The organism is Pantoea sp. CTOTU46764, from assembly GCF_031974595.1.
In the GTDB taxonomy this organism is placed as follows: Bacteria; Pseudomonadota; Gammaproteobacteria; order Enterobacterales; family Enterobacteriaceae; genus Pantoea; species Pantoea trifolii.
In genome coordinates this window covers 13,509-29,870 of the sequence record NZ_DALYOQ010000056.1, presented here as the reverse complement: position 1 = coordinate 29,870, position 16,362 = coordinate 13,509, and the positions used below count along the sequence as shown (strand labels likewise).

Here is a 16,362-nt window from a genome sequence, read left to right as displayed (position 1 = left end):
GGTAATAAAGCCGCCGCCGCCGCCGGTTTTCTGAATAATTCCCGGACGACCTTCCTTCGGCCTCATATACACCCAACCCATGCCCAGCGCATCGGCGCGGCCCGGCACATCCATGCCTTCCACTTTGGTCAACTGGTCGCGGCGGTAGATCAGCGTTTGCAGGCGATCAATTTGCGGCGTGCGATGATTTACCGCCGAGTTGAGGAACTGCTGCATCCAGCGGCCCATATCGTCTGGCGTTGAGTAAACGCCGCCGCTGCCGATAGCCGCCAGCGTGTTGTTACACGGACTGGCGCCTTTCTCCGCAATCATCAGGCGCTGACACTGATCCGGTGACGGCGTGAAAGTGGTGTCTTTCATGCCCAACGGACGCGTTATCAACTGTTGAAACAGCGCCGGATACGGCATGCCCGCCACTTTGGCGAGTGCATCGCTCAGCAGATCAAAGCCCAGGTTGGAATAGGCGGCATTGGTGCCCGGCGCGGCCTTTAATGCGGCGCCGCTCAGCCATTGCCAGCGATCGGACTTGGTCGGCCAGACAAACACCGGACGATGCGGCTTACCGCCGGGCTGCTCGCGCGGCAGGCCGCTGGTATGCGTGGAAAGGTTAATCAGGCGAATCGGCTGGCCGTTATAGCTTGGCACGCGCGCGCCAGGCGGCGCGTATTTGCTCAGCGGATCGTCAAGACGTAGCTGACCGCGCTCTGCCATCTTCACCATCACTTCGCTGGTCATCAGCTTGCTGAGCGAGGCAATACGAATCACCGAATCGGGCTGCGGACGCACGTTGTTGCCGGGGCGCGTATCACCAAAGCTGGCGAAAACCCGCTGATTGCCGTCAATCGCTACCAGCGCCATGCCGGTTGCGCCGCTGCCATAGAAAATGTGCTCAGCGTAACGATCAACAATTTGCGATGCCAACAGTGGATCGGGCGATGACTGCGCCATGCTTTTTAATGGAAGCACTGAAACCATTAAGGCCAGTAAAAAAGGAGTACGTTTTTTCAACGGGAAAGCGTCCGCTATGAGAATCGGAGGAAAGCTTATAGTAATCAGTTTGAGCGAGGCGTGAAGAGGGCAGGGCAGATTTTTTTCTGTATCAGGCTGTGATCAAAAAATGGCCCTTACGCCAAAAAGACGCAGGGCCAGATCGATTAGTGTGGCTTGAGTAATGCTTCGGTATGGCTAACGATGTTCTCGATGGTGAAACCGAATTCCGGGAACAGTTTGCCGGCCGGAGCAGACTCACCAAAGGTGGTCATACCGACAATCGCGCCGTCCAGCCCGACATACTTGTACCAGTAATCCGCAATACCGGCTTCGACCGCCACGCGCGCTTTCACGCCAGATGGCAGCACCGATTCGCGATAAGCGTCATCCTGCTTATCAAACACGTCGGTACTCGGCAGCGAAACGACACGAACCTTGTGGCCGTTGGCGGTGAGTTTTTCCGCCGCGCCGAGCGCAATTTCAATCTCTGAACCGGTGGCGATAATGATCGCTTCCGGTGTGCCCGCGCTATCTTTCAGCACGTAACCACCACGCGCGATATTCGCCACTTGTTCTTTACTGCGTTCTGGCTGTAGCAGATTCTGACGCGACAGGATCAGCGCGGTTGGCCCGTGATGGCGCTCAACGGCGGCTTTCCAGGCTACAGCGGTTTCCACCTGATCGCATGGACGCCACAAGCTGAGGTTTGGCGTAACGCGCAAGCCAGCGATTTGCTCAACCGGCTGGTGCGTCGGGCCATCTTCGCCAAGTCCGATGGAGTCATGCGTATACACCAGCACCTGACGCGCCTTCATCAGCGCCGCCATGCGTACCGCGTTACGCGCATACTCGACGAACATCAGGAAGGTGGCGGTGTACGGCACGAAGCCGCCGTGCGTGGCGATGCCGTTGCCAATCGCCGTCATACCAAACTCACGCACGCCGTAGTGAATGTAGTTACCGGCGAGATCTTCTTTGATCGATTTTGAACCCGACCAAATAGTGAGGTTGCTTGGTGCCAAATCCGCCGAACCGCCGAGGAATTCCGGCAGCAGCTTGCCATACACTTCCAGCGTATTTTGCGAGGCTTTACGGCTGGCAATTTTTTGCGGATTAGCCTGCAACTGCTCAATAAATTTCTGGGTTTCCGTTTCCCAATTTACCGGCATTTCGCCACTCACGCGGCGGCTGAATTCCTCTGCCAGCTGCGGATGGGCGGCTTTGTAGGCGGCAAATTTTTCATTCCAGGATTTCTCACGCTGACTGCCAGCTTCTTTAGCATCCCATTGCTGATAAATCTCTTTGGGAATCTCAAAGGCCGGGTATTTCCAGCCGAGTTTCTGTCGCGTCAGCGCCACTTCTTCTTCGCCCAGGGCTGCGCCGTGTGACTCTTCTTTACCGGCTTTATTCGGCGAACCGAAACCAATCACCGTGCGGCAGATGATCAGTGACGGCTTATCGGTAACGCTTTGCGCTTCCTTGATCGCCGCCGCAATGGCTTCTGGATCGTGGCCATCAATACCTTCTGCGCTGCCGATCACATGCCAGTTATAGGCTTCAAAGCGTTTATGCGTATCGTCGGTGAACCAGCCTTCGGTTTCACCATCAATCGAGATACCGTTGTGGTCGTAGAAACCAATCAGCTTGCCAAGACCGAGCGTACCGGCCAGCGAGCACACTTCGTGCGAGATGCCTTCCATCAAACAGCCATCGCCCATAAACACGTAGGTGTAATGGTCAACGATATCGTGATCGGGTTGATTAAACTGCGCCGCCAGCGTGCGCTCGGCAATCGCCATGCCCACGGCATTGGCTAAACCCTGGCCGAGCGGACCGGTGGTGGTCTCGATGCCTGGCGTGTAACCGAGTTCCGGGTGACCTGGCGTTTTGGAATGTAACTGGCGGAAGTTTTTCAGCTCTTCCATCGGCAGATCGTAACCGGTGAGATGCAGCAAACTGTATTGCAGCATTGAACCGTGACCGTTGGAAAGAATGAAGCGATCGCGATCAATCCATGCCGGATTATTGGGATTATGGTGGAGAAAATCGCGCCATAAAACTTCGGCGATATCGGCCATGCCCATCGGCATGCCGGGATGTCCGGAATTTGCTTTTTGTACCGCATCCATGCTGAGTGCACGAATCGCGTTAGCCAACTCTCTGCGTGAAGACATAAGGTTCTCCCTTGTGATTTGGCGATAGCGGATGAGCAAATGCCCATCCGCCATAAGAGTGAGTGCGGATTACAGACGAGAAGAGAGCACGTCTTCCAGCTTCTGCTGGTCGATGGCGAACTGACGGATGCCGTCTGACAGTTTTTCTACCGCCATCGGATCCTGATTGTGTTCCCAGCGGAATTCCGCTTCAGACAGTGAAGCCGGCTGATGGAAGCCTTCGGTTGATGGCTCCAGCTTACGCTCCAGCGGCGCGTCGCTGTTGGCCAGCTCTTCCAGCAGGTTAGGGGAAATGGTCAAACGGTCACAGCCGGCCAGCGCCTGTATCTGTTCTACTTTACGGAAGCTGGCACCCATGATGACGGTGCTGTAACGGTGCTTCTTGTAGTAATCGTAGATACGACGCACAGATTTCACGCCCGGATCTTCATCAACCACGTACGGGTCGATCGGTTTGCGGGAGTTGTACCAGTCGTAAATTCGGCCAACAAACGGCGAGATCAGGAACACACCGGCTTCAGCACAGGCACGCGCCTGAGCGAAGGAGAACAACAGCGTCAGGTTGCACTGAATACCGTTTTTTTCCAGCTCCTCGGCGGCTTTGATGCCTTCCCAGGTCGAAGCCAGCTTGATCAGAATGCGTGAGCGGTCGATGCCATGCTCTTCGTACAGACGGACCAGCTTCTCGGCTTTGGTCACACACATGCCACGATCGAAGGAGAGGCGCGCATCCACTTCGGTCGAAACACGGCCCGGTACGCTTTTCAGAATTTCCATACCGAGGTTGATTGCCACTTTGTCGCTGGCGTTGATGATTTGCGTCTCTTTGCTGCCGCCCTGTTTTTTCGCGTAGTCGATGGCGTCATCAATCAGATGTTTGTAGGCGTCGAGACCGGCGGCTTTCAGAATCAATGATGGGTTGGTGGTCGCATCTTCCGGGTGATAATGGCGAATGGATTCGATATCGCCGCTGTCTGCCACCACGGTGGTGTACTGTTTTAATGCATCTAGCTGGTTCATCGCTTAACTCCTTGATGAGCAAATTTGTGGGCAAATCTGTGGTGCCCATTCCTGTTATAGTCCGGTCCAACACAGTGCTACAGACGTTTCACGAAGAAAATGCGTTTTCTCTGAAACGCTTCAGCCACGCGTTTTGCCATCAATAAGGATAGCAGGCTGTGACAAAGCCGCAGGCGCAGCGGTAGCAATCCGTGCCCTTTGTACTGTGCGTTCTTTGAGCGCCTTCACCCTCTTGTGTGCCGCAAATTCCTATACTGATGGCTCATTTAGCGGTGCCAAAGGATGCCCAATGGACGATCAACTTAAGCAAAGCGCGCTCGATTTTCACCAATTCCCCACGCCCGGAAAAATTCAGGTTTCACCCACCAAACCGTTAGCCACACAGCGCGATCTGGCGCTGGCCTATTCGCCCGGCGTCGCCGCGCCTTGTCTGGAAATTGCCGCCGATCCGCTGGCGGCACGCAAATACACCGCGCGCGGCAATCTGGTGGCGGTGATCTCCAACGGTACGGCGGTGCTGGGATTGGGCAATATTGGCGCGCTGGCGAGTAAGCCGGTGATGGAAGGCAAGGGCGTGCTGTTTAAAAAGTTCGCTGGCATTGACGTATTTGATATCGAAATCGATGAGCGCGATCCCGATAAGTTGATTGAGGTGATTGCCGCGCTGGAACCCACTTTTGGTGGCATCAACCTGGAAGATATCAAAGCGCCCGAGTGCTTCTATATTGAGCAACAGCTGCGTGAGCGCATGCAGATTCCGGTGTTCCACGACGATCAGCACGGCACGGCGATCATCTGTACTGCAGCGGTGCTCAACGGCTTAACCATCGTCAAAAAAGCCATCAGTGATGTGCGGCTGGTGGTCTCCGGCGCGGGTGCTTCGGCGATTGCCTGCCTGAATCTGCTGGTGGCGCTCGGCATGCAGCAGCACAACATTGTGGTTTGCGATTCCAAAGGCGTGATCTATCGCGATCGCGAGCCGAATATGACGCCGACCAAAGCCGCGTACGCGGTAGCCGACAGCGGCGCACGCACGCTGGATGAGGTGATTGGCGGCGCAGATATCTTCCTCGGTTGTTCTGGTCCCAAAGCTTTAACGCCGGAAATGGTGCAGAAGATGGCGCAGGATCCGCTGATTCTGGCGCTAGCCAATCCCGAACCGGAAATCATGCCGCCGCTGGCGAAACAGGTGCGGCCCGACGCGATTATCTGCACCGGTCGCTCTGATTTCCCCAATCAGGTGAACAACGTGCTGTGCTTCCCGTTTATTTTTCGTGGTGCGCTGGATGTGGGTGCCACGGCGATCAATGAAGAGATGAAGCTGGCGGCGGTACACGCGATTGCGGCGCTGGCGCAGGCGGAACAGAGCGATGTGGTGGCGTCGGCGTATGACGATCAGGACCTGAGTTTCGGCCCGGAATACCTGATCCCGAAACCTTTCGATCCGCGTTTGATTGTGCAGATCGCGCCAGCGGTAGCCAAAGCGGCGATGGAATCGGGCGTCGCCACGCGACCAATAGAAGATTTTGATGCCTATCGTGAGCAGCTTACCGAGTTCGTCTACAAAACTAACCTGTTTATGAAGCCGATCTTCTCGCAGGCGCGCAAAGATCCGAAGCGCGTGGTGCTGGCCGAAGGCGAAGAGGTGCGCGTGCTGCACGCCACGCAGGAGCTGGTAACGCTGGGGTTGGCGAAGCCGATTCTGATTGGCCGCCCGAACGTGATCGCCATGCGTCTGCAAAAGCAGGGGTTGAAGATCGAGGCGGGTAAAGATTTTGAGATCGTTAATAACGAGTCCGATCCGCGTTTCAAAGAGTACTGGAACGAGTATTACCAGATCATGAAACGGCGTGGCGTGACGCCGGAAACCGCCCAGCGCGCAGTGATCGGCAATCCTACGTTGATTGGCGCAATCATGGTGCATCGCGGCGAGGCTGACGCGCTGATCTGCGGCACCATCGGCGATTATCAGGAACATTACGACGTGGTGGAGAAAGTGTTTGGACTGCGTGAAGACGTGAAGGTGGCGGGCGCGATGAATGCGCTGCTGCTGCCGAGCGGCAACACCTTTATTGCTGACACCTACGTTAATGAAGATCCCAGCGCGGAACAGCTGGCGGATATCACGCTGCTGGCGGCGGAAACGGTGCGACGCTTCGGTATTGAACCGCGCGTGGCGCTGCTGTCGCACTCCAGCTTTGGCACCTCGAATGCGCCGGGCGCGCGCAAAATGCGCGACGTGCTGGCACTGATTCAGCAACGCGCCCCGGATCTGGAGATTGACGGCGAGATGCACGGTGACGCGGCGCTGGTTGAGAGCATTCGCCGCGAACTGATGCCAGATAGCCCGCTGAAAGGCACCGCAAATTTGCTGATTATGCCGAACGTCGAAGCGGCGCGTATCAGCTATAACCTGCTGCGCGTCTCCTGCTCCGAAGGTGTCACGGTGGGACCGGTGCTGATGGGGATCAGCAAACCGGTGCATGTGTTGACGCGCATCGCATCGGTGCGGCGCATTGTAAATATGGTGGCGTTAGCAGTGGTGGAGGCGCAGACCGAACCGTTATAGAACTATCAAAAAGGTCGCCATGAATGGCGACCCTACGGGTTATTTCAGCCAATCTTTGACTGGCAGGAAATCGCGGTACAAGGCGGCTTCGGGGGAATCGGCTTCTGGCTGATAATCGTATTCCCAGCGCACCAGCGGTGGCATCGACATCAAAATCGATTCGGTGCGGCCGCCGGTTTGCAGGCCAAACAGCGTGCCGCGATCCCACACCAGATTGAACTCGACGTAGCGACCACGACGGTAAAGCTGGAACTGGCGCTCGCGATCGCCCCACGGCAGCGCTTTGCGCCTGGCCACAATCGGCAGATAGGCAGCGGCGAAACCGTTGCCGACCGCCTGCATGAAATCGAAGCAGTAATCGAAATCGGGCGTGTTCAGATCGTCATAGAACAGGCCGCCGATGCCGCGCTGCTCGTCGCGATGCTTGAGATAGAAGTAATCGTCGCACCACTTTTTGTAGCGCGGGTAAATCTCTTCACCAAACGGCTGGCACAGATCGTGTGCGGTTTGATGCCAGTGCAGCGCATCCTCTTCGAAGCCGTAATAGGGCGTGAGATCGAAACCGCCGCCAAACCACCACACCGGATCGGCACCCGGTTTTTCCGCAATAAAGAAGCGCACGTTGGCGTGGCTGGTTGGTACGTAAGGATTGGATGGATGCACCACCAGCGACACGCCCATCGCTTCAAAGCTGCGGCCAGCCAGTTCGGGACGATGTGCGGTAGCGGATGCTGGCATTTGATCGCCGTGTACGTGCGAGAAGTTAACGCCAGCTTGTTCAAATACCGCGCCATCACGCAAGACGCGACTGCGTCCACCGCCGCCGCCGGGACGCTGCCACTCGTCTTCGGCAAAGCTCGCCTTGCCATCTTCCGCCGCTAATTGGGCGCAAATATCATCTTGCAGCGCCAGCAAAAAGGCTTTGACGCGGGAAATATCGGGATTGCTCATCAGTCACTCGTTCCGGAAATTTGCCGCGATTCTACCACAGGATAAAGGCTATGCTTCGCGACGATCAACCTCATCGAAGTAGCGGGCGATGCCGTCGGCAATGGCGCTGGCAATTTTCTGGCGGAACGCCTGCGTGCCGAGCAATTGTTCCTCACGCGGATTGGTAATGAAGGAGGTTTCCACCAGCACCGACGGAATCGACGGCGATTTCAGCACTGCAAAAGCGGCCTGCTCGGTGTGCTGGCTGTGCAGATGATGCACCGGGCGAATCTGATCGAGCACGTGTTTACCCAGCGTCAGGCTGTTGCGGATGGTATCGGTCTGCACCAGATCGAACAGAATCTGGTTGAGGTAATGATCTTTATCCTGCACCTCGGCGCCGCCCACTTTGTCGGCGTCGTTTTCACGCTGTGACAGGTAACGCGCCATCGCGCTGCTGGCACCGCGATTGGAAAGGGCAAATACCGATGCGCCGTTCGCATCCGGGCTGGTGTAGCCGTCGGCGTGAATCGACATAAACAGGTTAGCGCCGTGCTGATGGGCAATTTCGACGCGCTGATAGAGCGGAATAAAGTGGTCGCTGTCGCGCGTCAGGCGCACTTCGATGCGCGGATGCGACTGCAGCAGCGTCTTCACGGTGTTAGCGATCGCCAGCACGATGTGTTTCTCTTCCGAACCCTCTTCGCCGACAGCGCCGGAATCGATGCCGCCGTGGCCAGGATCAATCATCACGATGCGTTTGCCGTTGCTGGCGGGTTTCGGTGGCGTATGACGCGGACTGACGCGCAAATCGCTGTTCTGTTCTTTGGCCTGTACCGCGCGCGGTGACAACACCGCCAGCGCTAAACCGGAAAGTATCAGTTGGCGACGATTGGTAAGGCGCTTAAGCAGTGAAATCTTCTTCATTTACGGGTCCATGGCAGGTAAATCCTGCCCAGTGTTATAGCGTAACAATTGCCAGGCGGCGACCTCGTAACTATTTCAAGTGTTTACTTTCTATTGCAACTGACTAACAGCGATGTCGCGCTTTTTTTGCCCCGTTGTCACGCGTGAGGGTTGCGCCTGGCAAAGAATGCGTGATAATCAGCGAATTGTGCCTAACAGCAGGGTAACGTCGATGGAAATCCGTTCTTTCCGCCAGGAAGATTTTGAAGAAGTGATCACGCTCTGGGAGCGTTGCGATTTGTTACGCCCATGGAACGATCCCGAGCTGGACATCGAACGCAAAATGAACCACGACGCGGAACTGTTTCTGGTTGCGGAAGTCGGTGGCGAAGTGGTCGGTACGGTGATGGGCGGCTACGACGGCCATCGCGGCTCCGTCTACTATCTGGCGGTGCATCCTGATTATCAGGGGCGTGGCTTTGCCAATGCGTTGATGAATCGTCTTGAGAAGAAGTTGATTGCGCGCGGTTGCCCAAAAATCAATTTGATGGTGCGCGAAGAGAACGATCAGGTGGTGGCGTTCTATGAAAAGCTTGAGTACGAGCCGGTGGATTCGCTGCTGCTGGGCAAGCGTTTGATTGAAGATCGCGAGTATTAATGGTCGGTTTGAAATACCTTCCCGAAGAGTACGATGCGAAAGGGCAGCTGCGGCTGCCGTTTCTTTTCTGGCTGATCCTGTTATTGCAGGCGCGCACCTGGCTGCTGCTGGTGATGGCGGGCGCATCGCGTCAGCAGGGCAATGATTTGCTGGCGCTGTTCTATCCCGATCGCCAAAGCTTCTGGCTGGGATTGGCGTTAGGCATTCCGGCGGCGATTGGATTGTTGCTGACCGGCTATCGTCAGCGCTGGCCGCAGCTGTGGCAAAGCTGGCGCCATGTATTAAGTGCATCGCTACTCATCAGCCTGCTGTGGCAAGGTTTCAGTCTGCTGCAAGGTGCCTTTCCCGACTCGCCGCTGCCGCTGTTATTGACGCTGTTTGACCTGCTTGCATTGTTCTGGCTGCAAACGCAACCGCGCCTGCGCGACTGCTTTTTGCCGGAACATCAGCACATCGAATAAACTTTTTGCCGGTTTGCTACTCCAACAGGCACGCCAATCGGCTTAGCAGATCAAGGAGTTTTCATGAAAGTTGTTCGTCACGCACTGCTGGTTAGCAGCATGATTTTGGCCGGCTGCGCCAGTTCGGGTTCCTCAACCAACGCGAGCGATAGCGAAAGCCATTGGTACAATCCGCTGAGCTATCACTGGTCGGCGCTCAATCCGCTCGGCTGGTTTGGTGGTTCGCTGGAGGTCACCGAGCAAGGCGTTGCGGGCCTGACGAGCACCACCTCAATGTCGGAAGACGCCATTAATAAAGCGCTGAACGGCGATTACAAATTGCGTCAGGGCATGCGCACGCAGAATGGTCAGGTGGTGGATTTCTGGCAGGCGCTGGATGGCGACAAGGTTAAATTGGTTATTAACGGCAGCACCAGCGTTGAGCGCATTGAAGTGCAGGATGCCGATGCCAAAGCGGCGGACGGCAGCAAGATCGGCGATCTGTTCAGCGCGAAGTTCAGCAAAGCCTTTAATAACTGCAAAATGGTCACCGGTCTCGATGCACGTAATGTTGAGTGCCGTGCGCCGGGTAGTCAGCACATCTCCTACATCTATAGCGGAGAATGGCATGGTCCGGAAGGCTTGATGCCGTCGGACGATACCCTGAAAAGCTGGAAAATCAGCAAGATTGTCTGGCAGCGTTAAACAAGATAAAACTTGCTAAACACCCGCTCAAAGAGTGTGGCTTTCCGGTATGATACGGGCGAAAAAAACATCGTCTAACTTTCATGCCGGAGAGCAGTTCAATGTCTCAGTTTCAGAGCGGGATCCTGTTGGAACACCGCCGTTTCGCCATTTGGCTCGAAGCCCGCGTCACGGGCGATCTTGACGCGCTGCGCCAGGGCAGCAAATCCTTCCTGCAGCAGCTTGAAGCGCTGCAAACTAAATTCAGTGATGCCGGATTGGGCGCGGTGATCGCCTTTGGCGATGCGCTGTGGCGCGATCTGCAAGGCAACGCTTCTGCACCTGAACTCAAAGCTTTCGCCGCGCTCGGTAACGGCATTGCGCCTGCCACGCAGCGTGATTTGCTGATCCATATTCAATCTCAACGACACGACGTGAACTACGCGCTGGCTCAGGCCGCACTCAGCGCCTTTGCTGCTGCCGTCAATATCGAAGAAGAGACGCACGGTTTCCGCTGGATTGAAGACCGCGATTTGTCGGGCTTCGTCGATGGCACGGAAAACCCGCAGGGCGAAGCGCGTAAGGATGTGGCGATTATCAGCGCAGGCCCCGATGCGGGCGGCAGCTATGTGTTCACCCAGCGCTGGGAGCACAATCTCAAGCTGTGGAATCGTATGGCGGTAGAGAAGCAGGAAGCGATTATTGGCCGTACCAAAGAAACAGATGAAGAGCTGCCGGGCGATCAGCGTCCTGCGACGTCGCATCTCAGCCGTGTTGATTTGAAAGAAGAGGGCAAAGGGCTGAAGATTCTGCGCCAAAGCCTGCCGTACGGCAGCGCCAGCGGTACGCATGGCCTCTTTTTCATTTCTTACTGTCATCGTCTCTACAATATTGAGCAGCAGCTGCTGAGTATGTTTGGCGAGCGCGACGGAAAAATGGACGCGATGTTGCGCTTCACTAAACCGGTGAGTGGAAGCTACTTTTTTGCGCCGTCGCTGGATGTGCTTACAGCGCTGTAATTAAGCGAGGTCGCCATAAATGGCGACCCTACGAAACGCCGCACACTTCAATCCCACTCACCGCATAAACTCTCCCGCCGTCTTATGCCTTTTTAGACTTTGAAATCCCTAAACGATATATAAAACCGTTACAGCTTTCCCCTGAGTTATAAATACACTGACAGCATCTAATGGCATTGGCTTAACTGCCGTCTTTCAGGGTGCAGCATGACACTTCCGATTTCGAAAAAATGGCTTGGCGGTATCGCGCTGTCGTGTGCTTTAGCCAGTGCGGCGCAAGCGACCGAGTTGCTGAATAGCTCCTACGACGTTTCGCGCGAACTGTTTGTTGCCCTGAATGCACCCTTTGAAAAGCAGTGGGACGCTGCGCATCCCAATGACAAGCTGACCATCAAGCAGTCGCACGCCGGTTCTTCGAAGCAGGCGCTGGCGATTCTGCAAGGTCTGCGCGCCGATGTGGTGACTTACAATCAGGTTACCGATGTGCAGGTGCTGCATGACAAAGGCCAACTGATTCCCGCTGACTGGCAACAGCGTCTGCCAAACAGCAGCTCACCGTTTTACTCCACCATGGCGTTTCTGGTGCGTAAGGGTAATCCAAAGCAGATTCACAGCTGGGCCGATCTGGCGCGCGATAACGTGAAGCTGGTTTTCCCAAATCCAAAAACGTCCGGTAACGGGCGTTATACCTATCTCGCCGCGTGGGGCGCTGCCGATCAGGCCGATGGCAACGATAAAGCTAAAACTGAAGCTTATATGGCGAAGTTCCTGAAGAACGTTGAAGTGTTTGATACCGGCGGTCGCGGCGCTACCACTACGTTTGCCGAGCGCGGCCTCGGCGATGTGCTGATCAGCTTTGAATCGGAAGTGAATAACATCCGTAATCAGTACGGCAAAGACCAGTACGACGTGATCGTGCCGAAAACCAATATTCTGGCGGAGTTCCCGGTGGCGTGGGTCGACAAAAATGTCGAGCACAACGGCACCACCGACGCGGCCAAAGCCTATCTGAATTATCTCTACACGCCTGAAGCGCAGAAAATTATCACCAGCTACTACTATCGCGTGAACAATGCGCAGTTGATGGCGGAGCAGAAAGATCGCTTCCCACAAACTGAACTGTTCAACGTCAAAGATGCCTTTGGCGGCTGGGACAACGTGATGAAAGTCCATTTTGCCAGTGACGGTGAGCTGGACAAATTACTGGCAGCGGGGCGCGGTTAATGTTTGCGCTCGCTCAAAAACGTGTTTTGCCCGGCTTTGGATTGAGCCTCGGCACCAGCTTACTCTTCACCTGCCTGATTCTGCTGCTGCCGATCAGCGCGCTGCTGATGCAATTGTCGCAGATGACGCTGGCGCAATACTGGGATGTAATCACTCATCCACAGCTGGTTGCTGCGTACAAAGTGACGATTCTGGCAGCGGGCGTGGCTTCGCTGTTCAATGCGGTATTCGGCATGCTGATGGCGTGGATTCTGACCCGCTATCGCTTCCCCGGACGTACGCTGCTGGATGGTTTGATGGATCTGCCGTTTGCGCTGCCAACTGCGGTGGCGGGCTTAACGCTGGCAGGCCTGTTTTCGGTCAACGGCTGGTACGGCCAATGGCTGGCGCATTTTGATATCAAAGTCTCTTATACCTGGCTCGGTATTGCCGTGGCGATGGCCTTTACCAGCATCCCGTTTGTGGTGCGTACCGTGCAGCCGGTGCTGGAAGAGTTAGGTCCGGAATATGAAGAAGCTGCGGAAACCCTCGGCGCTACGCGCTGGCAGAGCTTCCGTCGCGTGGTGCTGCCAGAAGTGGCGCCGGCGTTGCTGGCCGGTACCGCACTGTCGTTTACCCGCAGCATCGGTGAGTTCGGCGCAGTGATCTTTATCGCCGGTAACATCGCGTGGAAAACCGAAGTGACTTCGCTGATGATTTTCGTGCGTCTGCAGGAGTTTGATTATCCGGCGGCGAGCGCCATCGCGTCAGTGATCATGGCCGCTTCCTTGCTGCTGCTGTTCGCGATTAACACCTTGCAGAGCCGCTTTGGCCGTCGCTTAGGAGGCCACTGATGGCGGAAATTTCACACATCAATCACGCTGACCGCCAGCCAATCAACTGGGGCAAGTGGCTGCTGATTGGCATCGGCGCGCTGGTTTCCATCCTGCTGCTGGTGGTGCCGATGGTTTCCATCTTCTGGGAAGCGCTCAACCAGGGTTTGGTTGCCTCGCTGAATAACCTGAAAGATGGTGACATGCTGCACGCCATCTGGCTGACCCTGTTAGTGGCGCTGATTACCGTGCCGGTCAATATGGTGTTCGGTACGCTGCTGGCGTGGCTGGTAACGCGCTTTACTTTCCCTGGTCGCCAACTGCTGTTGACGCTGTTTGATATCCCGTTTGCGGTATCGCCAGTGGTTGCCGGTTTGATGTATCTGCTGTTCTGGGGCGTCAACGGTCCTGCCGGTGGCTGGCTGGATGCGCACAACATTCAGATTATGTTCTCCTGGCCGGGCATGGTGTTGGCCACCATCTTCGTTACCTGTCCGTTTGTGGTGCGTGAGTTGGTGCCGGTGATGCTGAGCCAGGGTAGCCACGAAGATGAAGCAGCGGTGCTGCTGGGCGCATCCGGCTGGCAGATGTTCCGCCGCGTGACGCTGCCAAATATCCGCTGGGCGCTGATGTACGGCGTGGTTCTGACCAACGCACGAGCGATTGGTGAATTTGGTGCGGTCTCGGTGGTTTCGGGATCGATTCGCGGCGAAACCTATACCTTGCCGCTTCAGGTTGAATTACTGCATCAGGATTACAACACCGTGGGCGCCTTTACCGCCGCCGCGCTGCTGACCCTGATGGCAATTGTAACGCTGTTTCTGAAAAGCGTGGTGCAGTGGCGATTAGAGCATCAGCAGAAGCGCCTACAGGAGGAAAATCATGAGCATTGAGATTAAACAAATCAACAAATCGTTTGACCGCACGTCGGTACTGAACGACATCTCTCTGGATATTCCTTCCGGCAAGATGGTGGGGCTGCTGGGGCCGTCCGGCTCCGGTAAAACAACGCTGCTGCGTATCATCGCTGGGCTGGAACATCAGAACAGAGGACAAATCCATTTCAATGGCAAAGACGTCAGTCGCATCCATGCGCGCGATCGTCAGGTGGGCTTCGTTTTCCAGCATTACGCGCTGTTCCGCCACATGACGGTGTTCGACAACATCGCCTTTGGCCTGACGGTGCTGCCACGTCGCGAACGTCCGAGCGCTGCTGAAATCAAACAGCGCGTTACGCGTCTGCTTGAGATGGTACAACTTTCCCATCTCGGTAATCGCTTCCCGGCCCAGTTGTCTGGTGGACAGAAACAGCGTGTGGCGCTGGCGCGTGCCTTGGCGGTAGAACCGCAAATTTTGCTACTGGATGAGCCGTTTGGCGCGCTTGATGCGCAGGTGCGTAAAGAGCTGCGTCGCTGGCTGCGTCAGCTGCATGAAGAGTTGAAATTCACCAGCGTCTTCGTCACCCACGATCAGGAAGAAGCGATGGAAGTCGCGGACACCGTGGTGGTGATGAGCCAGGGCAACATCGAACAGGTTGGCACACCAGATGACGTGTGGCGCGACCCGGCGACGCGCTTTGTGCTCGAATTCCTCGGTGAAGTGAATCGCTTTGCAGGCGAAGTGCACGGCTCGCAGTTCCATGTTGCCGCACATCGCTGGCCGCTGGGCTACACGCCAGCGCATCAGGGCGAAGTTGAGCTGTTCCTGCGTCCGTGGGAAATCGATATTTCACGCCAGAGCAGTCTGGAAACGCCTTTGCCGGTGCAAGTGCTGGAGATCAGTCCGCGTGGCCACTTCTGGCAGTTGGTGGTGCAGCCGAGCGGTTGGCAGGGCGACGTGTTCTCGGTGGTGTTCGATGGGGACCATAACGCGCCGATTCGCGGTGAACGCCTGTTCGTTGGCCTGCAACAGGCGCGAATTTACCATGGCACTACGCCGCTGCGCCCGGTTGCCTTTGCCGAGAGCGCCTGATATTTTTGACACTCCTTCGGGCGGGACTTTCCCGCCCGTTTTATTTGCACTTCTTTCGTCTGGAATCAAACCGTGACCACACTGGAAAATACCATCGGCAATACGCCGTTGATTAAGTTGCAGCGCCTGACGCCTGATAACGGCAGCGAGATCTGGCTAAAGCTGGAGGGCAACAATCCAGCTGGTTCCGTGAAAGATCGTGCGGCCTGGTCGATGATTCATCAGGCGGAGTTGCGCGGTGATATCAAACCGGGCGATACCCTAATCGAAGCCACCAGCGGCAACACCGGCATTGCGCTGGCGATGATCGCCGCGATGAAAGGCTACAAGCTGCGTCTGCTGATGCCTGATAACATGAGCCAGGAGCGTCAGGACGCGATGCGCGCCTATGGCGCTGAGTTATTACTGGTGACGCGCGAGCAGGGCATGGAAGGGGCGCGCGATTTGGCGCAAGCAATGGCCGAGCGTGGCGAAGGGCGTGTGCTGGATCAGTTCAACAATCCCGATAACCCGCTGGGCCACTATCTCACCACCGGCCCGGAAATCTGGCAGCAAAGCGCTGGCCGCATGACGCATTTTGTCTCCAGCATGGGCACCACCGGCACCATCACCGGCGTGGGACGTTACCTGAAAGAGTTCGCGCCTGCGGTGCAGGTAATTGGCCTGCAGCCGCAAGAGGGCAGCAGCATTCCCGGTATACGTCGCTGGCCCGAAGCCTATCTGCCCGGTATTTTCCGTCCGGAGCTAGTCGATGAGGTGATCGATATGGCGCAGCGCGAAGCGGAAGAGACCATGCGCGCGCTGGCACAGCGTGAAGGGATTTTCTGTGGCGTTAGCTCTGGCGGCGCGGTGGCGGGCGCCTTGCGTATTGCGACGGCGCAGCCAGGCAGCGTGGTGGTGGCGATTGTTTGCGATCGTGGCGATCGCTATCTCTCCACCGGCGTTTTCCATTGAGTCTTTTTCCC

At 56.3% G+C, this 16,362-nt stretch carries 15 protein-coding genes; 10 read left to right on the top strand and 5 right to left on the bottom strand.

From position 1 onward, the window contains the following. The 3 genes from ampH to tal all read right to left on the bottom strand — a co-directional run. On the bottom strand, positions 1 to 1,008 hold a 1,008-nt coding region (gene ampH, locus RTM06_RS16810; RefSeq protein WP_312183696.1), incomplete at its 3' end, for a D-alanyl-D-alanine-carboxypeptidase/endopeptidase AmpH. A gap of 146 nt (positions 1,009 to 1,154) precedes the next feature. Continuing rightward, complete coding sequence (tkt, locus tag RTM06_RS16805) at positions 1,155 to 3,164, bottom strand: transketolase (protein ID WP_312183695.1); 2,010 nt, start codon at positions 3,162 to 3,164, stop codon at positions 1,155 to 1,157. 69 nt (positions 3,165 to 3,233) lie between these two features. Beyond that, positions 3,234 to 4,184 carry a transaldolase gene (gene tal, locus RTM06_RS16800; protein WP_256697056.1) on the bottom strand — a complete coding sequence of 317 codons (951 nt, stop codon included), beginning with the start codon at positions 4,182 to 4,184 and terminating at the stop codon, positions 3,234 to 3,236. A gap of 289 nt (positions 4,185 to 4,473) precedes the next feature. On the opposite strand from tal, the gene maeB reads away from it, so the two are divergent. Continuing rightward, positions 4,474 to 6,753, top strand: a complete 2,280-nt coding sequence (maeB, locus tag RTM06_RS16795; RefSeq protein WP_312183692.1) for an NADP-dependent oxaloacetate-decarboxylating malate dehydrogenase — start codon at positions 4,474 to 4,476, stop codon at positions 6,751 to 6,753. A gap of 39 nt (positions 6,754 to 6,792) precedes the next feature. Here the strand turns inward: maeB and hemF are convergent, their stop codons facing one another. Together hemF and amiA are read right to left on the bottom strand one after the other, a co-directional pair. After that, positions 6,793 to 7,704 carry an oxygen-dependent coproporphyrinogen oxidase gene (gene hemF, locus RTM06_RS16790; protein ID WP_312183690.1) on the bottom strand — a complete coding sequence of 304 codons (912 nt, stop codon included), beginning with the start codon at positions 7,702 to 7,704 and terminating at the stop codon, positions 6,793 to 6,795. Positions 7,705 to 7,752: 48 nt separating this feature from the next. Then, positions 7,753 to 8,610: an N-acetylmuramoyl-L-alanine amidase AmiA gene (gene amiA / locus RTM06_RS16785; RefSeq protein WP_008107837.1), complete on the bottom strand. Its 858-nt coding sequence runs from the start codon at positions 8,608 to 8,610 to the stop codon at positions 7,753 to 7,755. Positions 8,611 to 8,821: 211 nt separating this feature from the next. Between amiA and RTM06_RS16780 the strand changes: the two genes are divergently transcribed. From RTM06_RS16780 to cysM, 9 genes are all read left to right on the top strand, one after another. Then, entirely contained in the window at positions 8,822 to 9,247 is a 426-nt protein-coding gene (locus RTM06_RS16780; RefSeq protein ID WP_061717913.1) for a GNAT family acetyltransferase, read from the top strand. Further along, positions 9,247 to 9,708, top strand: a complete 462-nt coding sequence (locus tag RTM06_RS16775) for a DUF2919 domain-containing protein (protein WP_312183687.1) — start codon at positions 9,247 to 9,249, stop codon at positions 9,706 to 9,708. Before RTM06_RS16780 ends, RTM06_RS16775 begins: the two co-directional genes overlap by 1 nt. 63 nt (positions 9,709 to 9,771) lie before the next feature. Beyond that, positions 9,772 to 10,392 carry an RpoE-regulated lipoprotein gene (locus RTM06_RS16770; protein ID WP_312183685.1) on the top strand — a complete coding sequence of 207 codons (621 nt, stop codon included), beginning with the start codon at positions 9,772 to 9,774 and terminating at the stop codon, positions 10,390 to 10,392. Positions 10,393 to 10,493: 101 nt separating this feature from the next. Beyond that, positions 10,494 to 11,390, top strand: coding sequence for a Dyp-type peroxidase (locus tag RTM06_RS16765; protein ID WP_312183683.1), 897 nt, complete (start codon positions 10,494 to 10,496; stop codon positions 11,388 to 11,390). Between the two features lie 207 nt (positions 11,391 to 11,597). Further along, positions 11,598 to 12,614, top strand: a complete 1,017-nt coding sequence (locus tag RTM06_RS16760; protein WP_312183681.1) for a sulfate ABC transporter substrate-binding protein — start codon at positions 11,598 to 11,600, stop codon at positions 12,612 to 12,614. Beyond that, positions 12,614 to 13,447, top strand: a complete 834-nt coding sequence (gene cysT, locus RTM06_RS16755) for a sulfate/thiosulfate ABC transporter permease CysT (protein ID WP_256697047.1) — start codon at positions 12,614 to 12,616, stop codon at positions 13,445 to 13,447. The genes RTM06_RS16760 and cysT overlap by 1 nt, the downstream gene beginning before the upstream one ends. Next, positions 13,447 to 14,319 carry a sulfate/thiosulfate ABC transporter permease CysW gene (gene cysW / locus RTM06_RS16750; RefSeq protein ID WP_008107814.1) on the top strand — a complete coding sequence of 291 codons (873 nt, stop codon included), beginning with the start codon at positions 13,447 to 13,449 and terminating at the stop codon, positions 14,317 to 14,319. The genes cysT and cysW overlap by 1 nt, the downstream gene beginning before the upstream one ends. Further along, a complete protein-coding gene (gene cysA / locus RTM06_RS16745; RefSeq protein ID WP_312183678.1) occupies positions 14,309 to 15,397 on the top strand; it encodes a sulfate/thiosulfate ABC transporter ATP-binding protein CysA in 1,089 nt (362 codons plus the stop codon). The genes cysW and cysA overlap by 11 nt, the downstream gene beginning before the upstream one ends. Positions 15,398 to 15,469: 72 nt before the next feature. Beyond that, positions 15,470 to 16,351: a cysteine synthase CysM gene (gene cysM, locus RTM06_RS16740; protein ID WP_256697045.1), complete on the top strand. Its 882-nt coding sequence runs from the start codon at positions 15,470 to 15,472 to the stop codon at positions 16,349 to 16,351. Positions 16,352 to 16,362: the final 11 nt, after the last annotated feature.

Bases quoted from the DNA above. Each gene is read 5' to 3' on its own strand.
- maeB (WP_312183692.1), top strand. From the start codon at position 4,474: ATGGACGATCAACTTAAGCAAAGCGCGCTCGATTTTCACCAATTCCCC.
- tal (WP_256697056.1), bottom strand. From the start codon at position 4,184: ATGAACCAGCTAGATGCATTAAAACAGTACACCACCGTGGTGGCAGAC.
- RTM06_RS16760 (WP_312183681.1), top strand. From the start codon at position 11,598: ATGACACTTCCGATTTCGAAAAAATGGCTTGGCGGTATCGCGCTGTCG.
- amiA (WP_008107837.1), bottom strand. From the start codon at position 8,610: ATGAAGAAGATTTCACTGCTTAAGCGCCTTACCAATCGTCGCCAACTG.
- cysA (WP_312183678.1), top strand. From the start codon at position 14,309: ATGAGCATTGAGATTAAACAAATCAACAAATCGTTTGACCGCACGTCG.
- RTM06_RS16770 (WP_312183685.1), top strand. From the start codon at position 9,772: ATGAAAGTTGTTCGTCACGCACTGCTGGTTAGCAGCATGATTTTGGCC.
- tkt (WP_312183695.1), bottom strand. From the start codon at position 3,164: ATGTCTTCACGCAGAGAGTTGGCTAACGCGATTCGTGCACTCAGCATG.
- RTM06_RS16780 (WP_061717913.1), top strand. From the start codon at position 8,822: ATGGAAATCCGTTCTTTCCGCCAGGAAGATTTTGAAGAAGTGATCACG.
- cysT (WP_256697047.1), top strand. From the start codon at position 12,614: ATGTTTGCGCTCGCTCAAAAACGTGTTTTGCCCGGCTTTGGATTGAGC.
- cysW (WP_008107814.1), top strand. From the start codon at position 13,447: ATGGCGGAAATTTCACACATCAATCACGCTGACCGCCAGCCAATCAAC.
- RTM06_RS16775 (WP_312183687.1), top strand. From the start codon at position 9,247: ATGGTCGGTTTGAAATACCTTCCCGAAGAGTACGATGCGAAAGGGCAG.
- hemF (WP_312183690.1), bottom strand. From the start codon at position 7,704: ATGAGCAATCCCGATATTTCCCGCGTCAAAGCCTTTTTGCTGGCGCTG.
- RTM06_RS16765 (WP_312183683.1), top strand. From the start codon at position 10,494: ATGTCTCAGTTTCAGAGCGGGATCCTGTTGGAACACCGCCGTTTCGCC.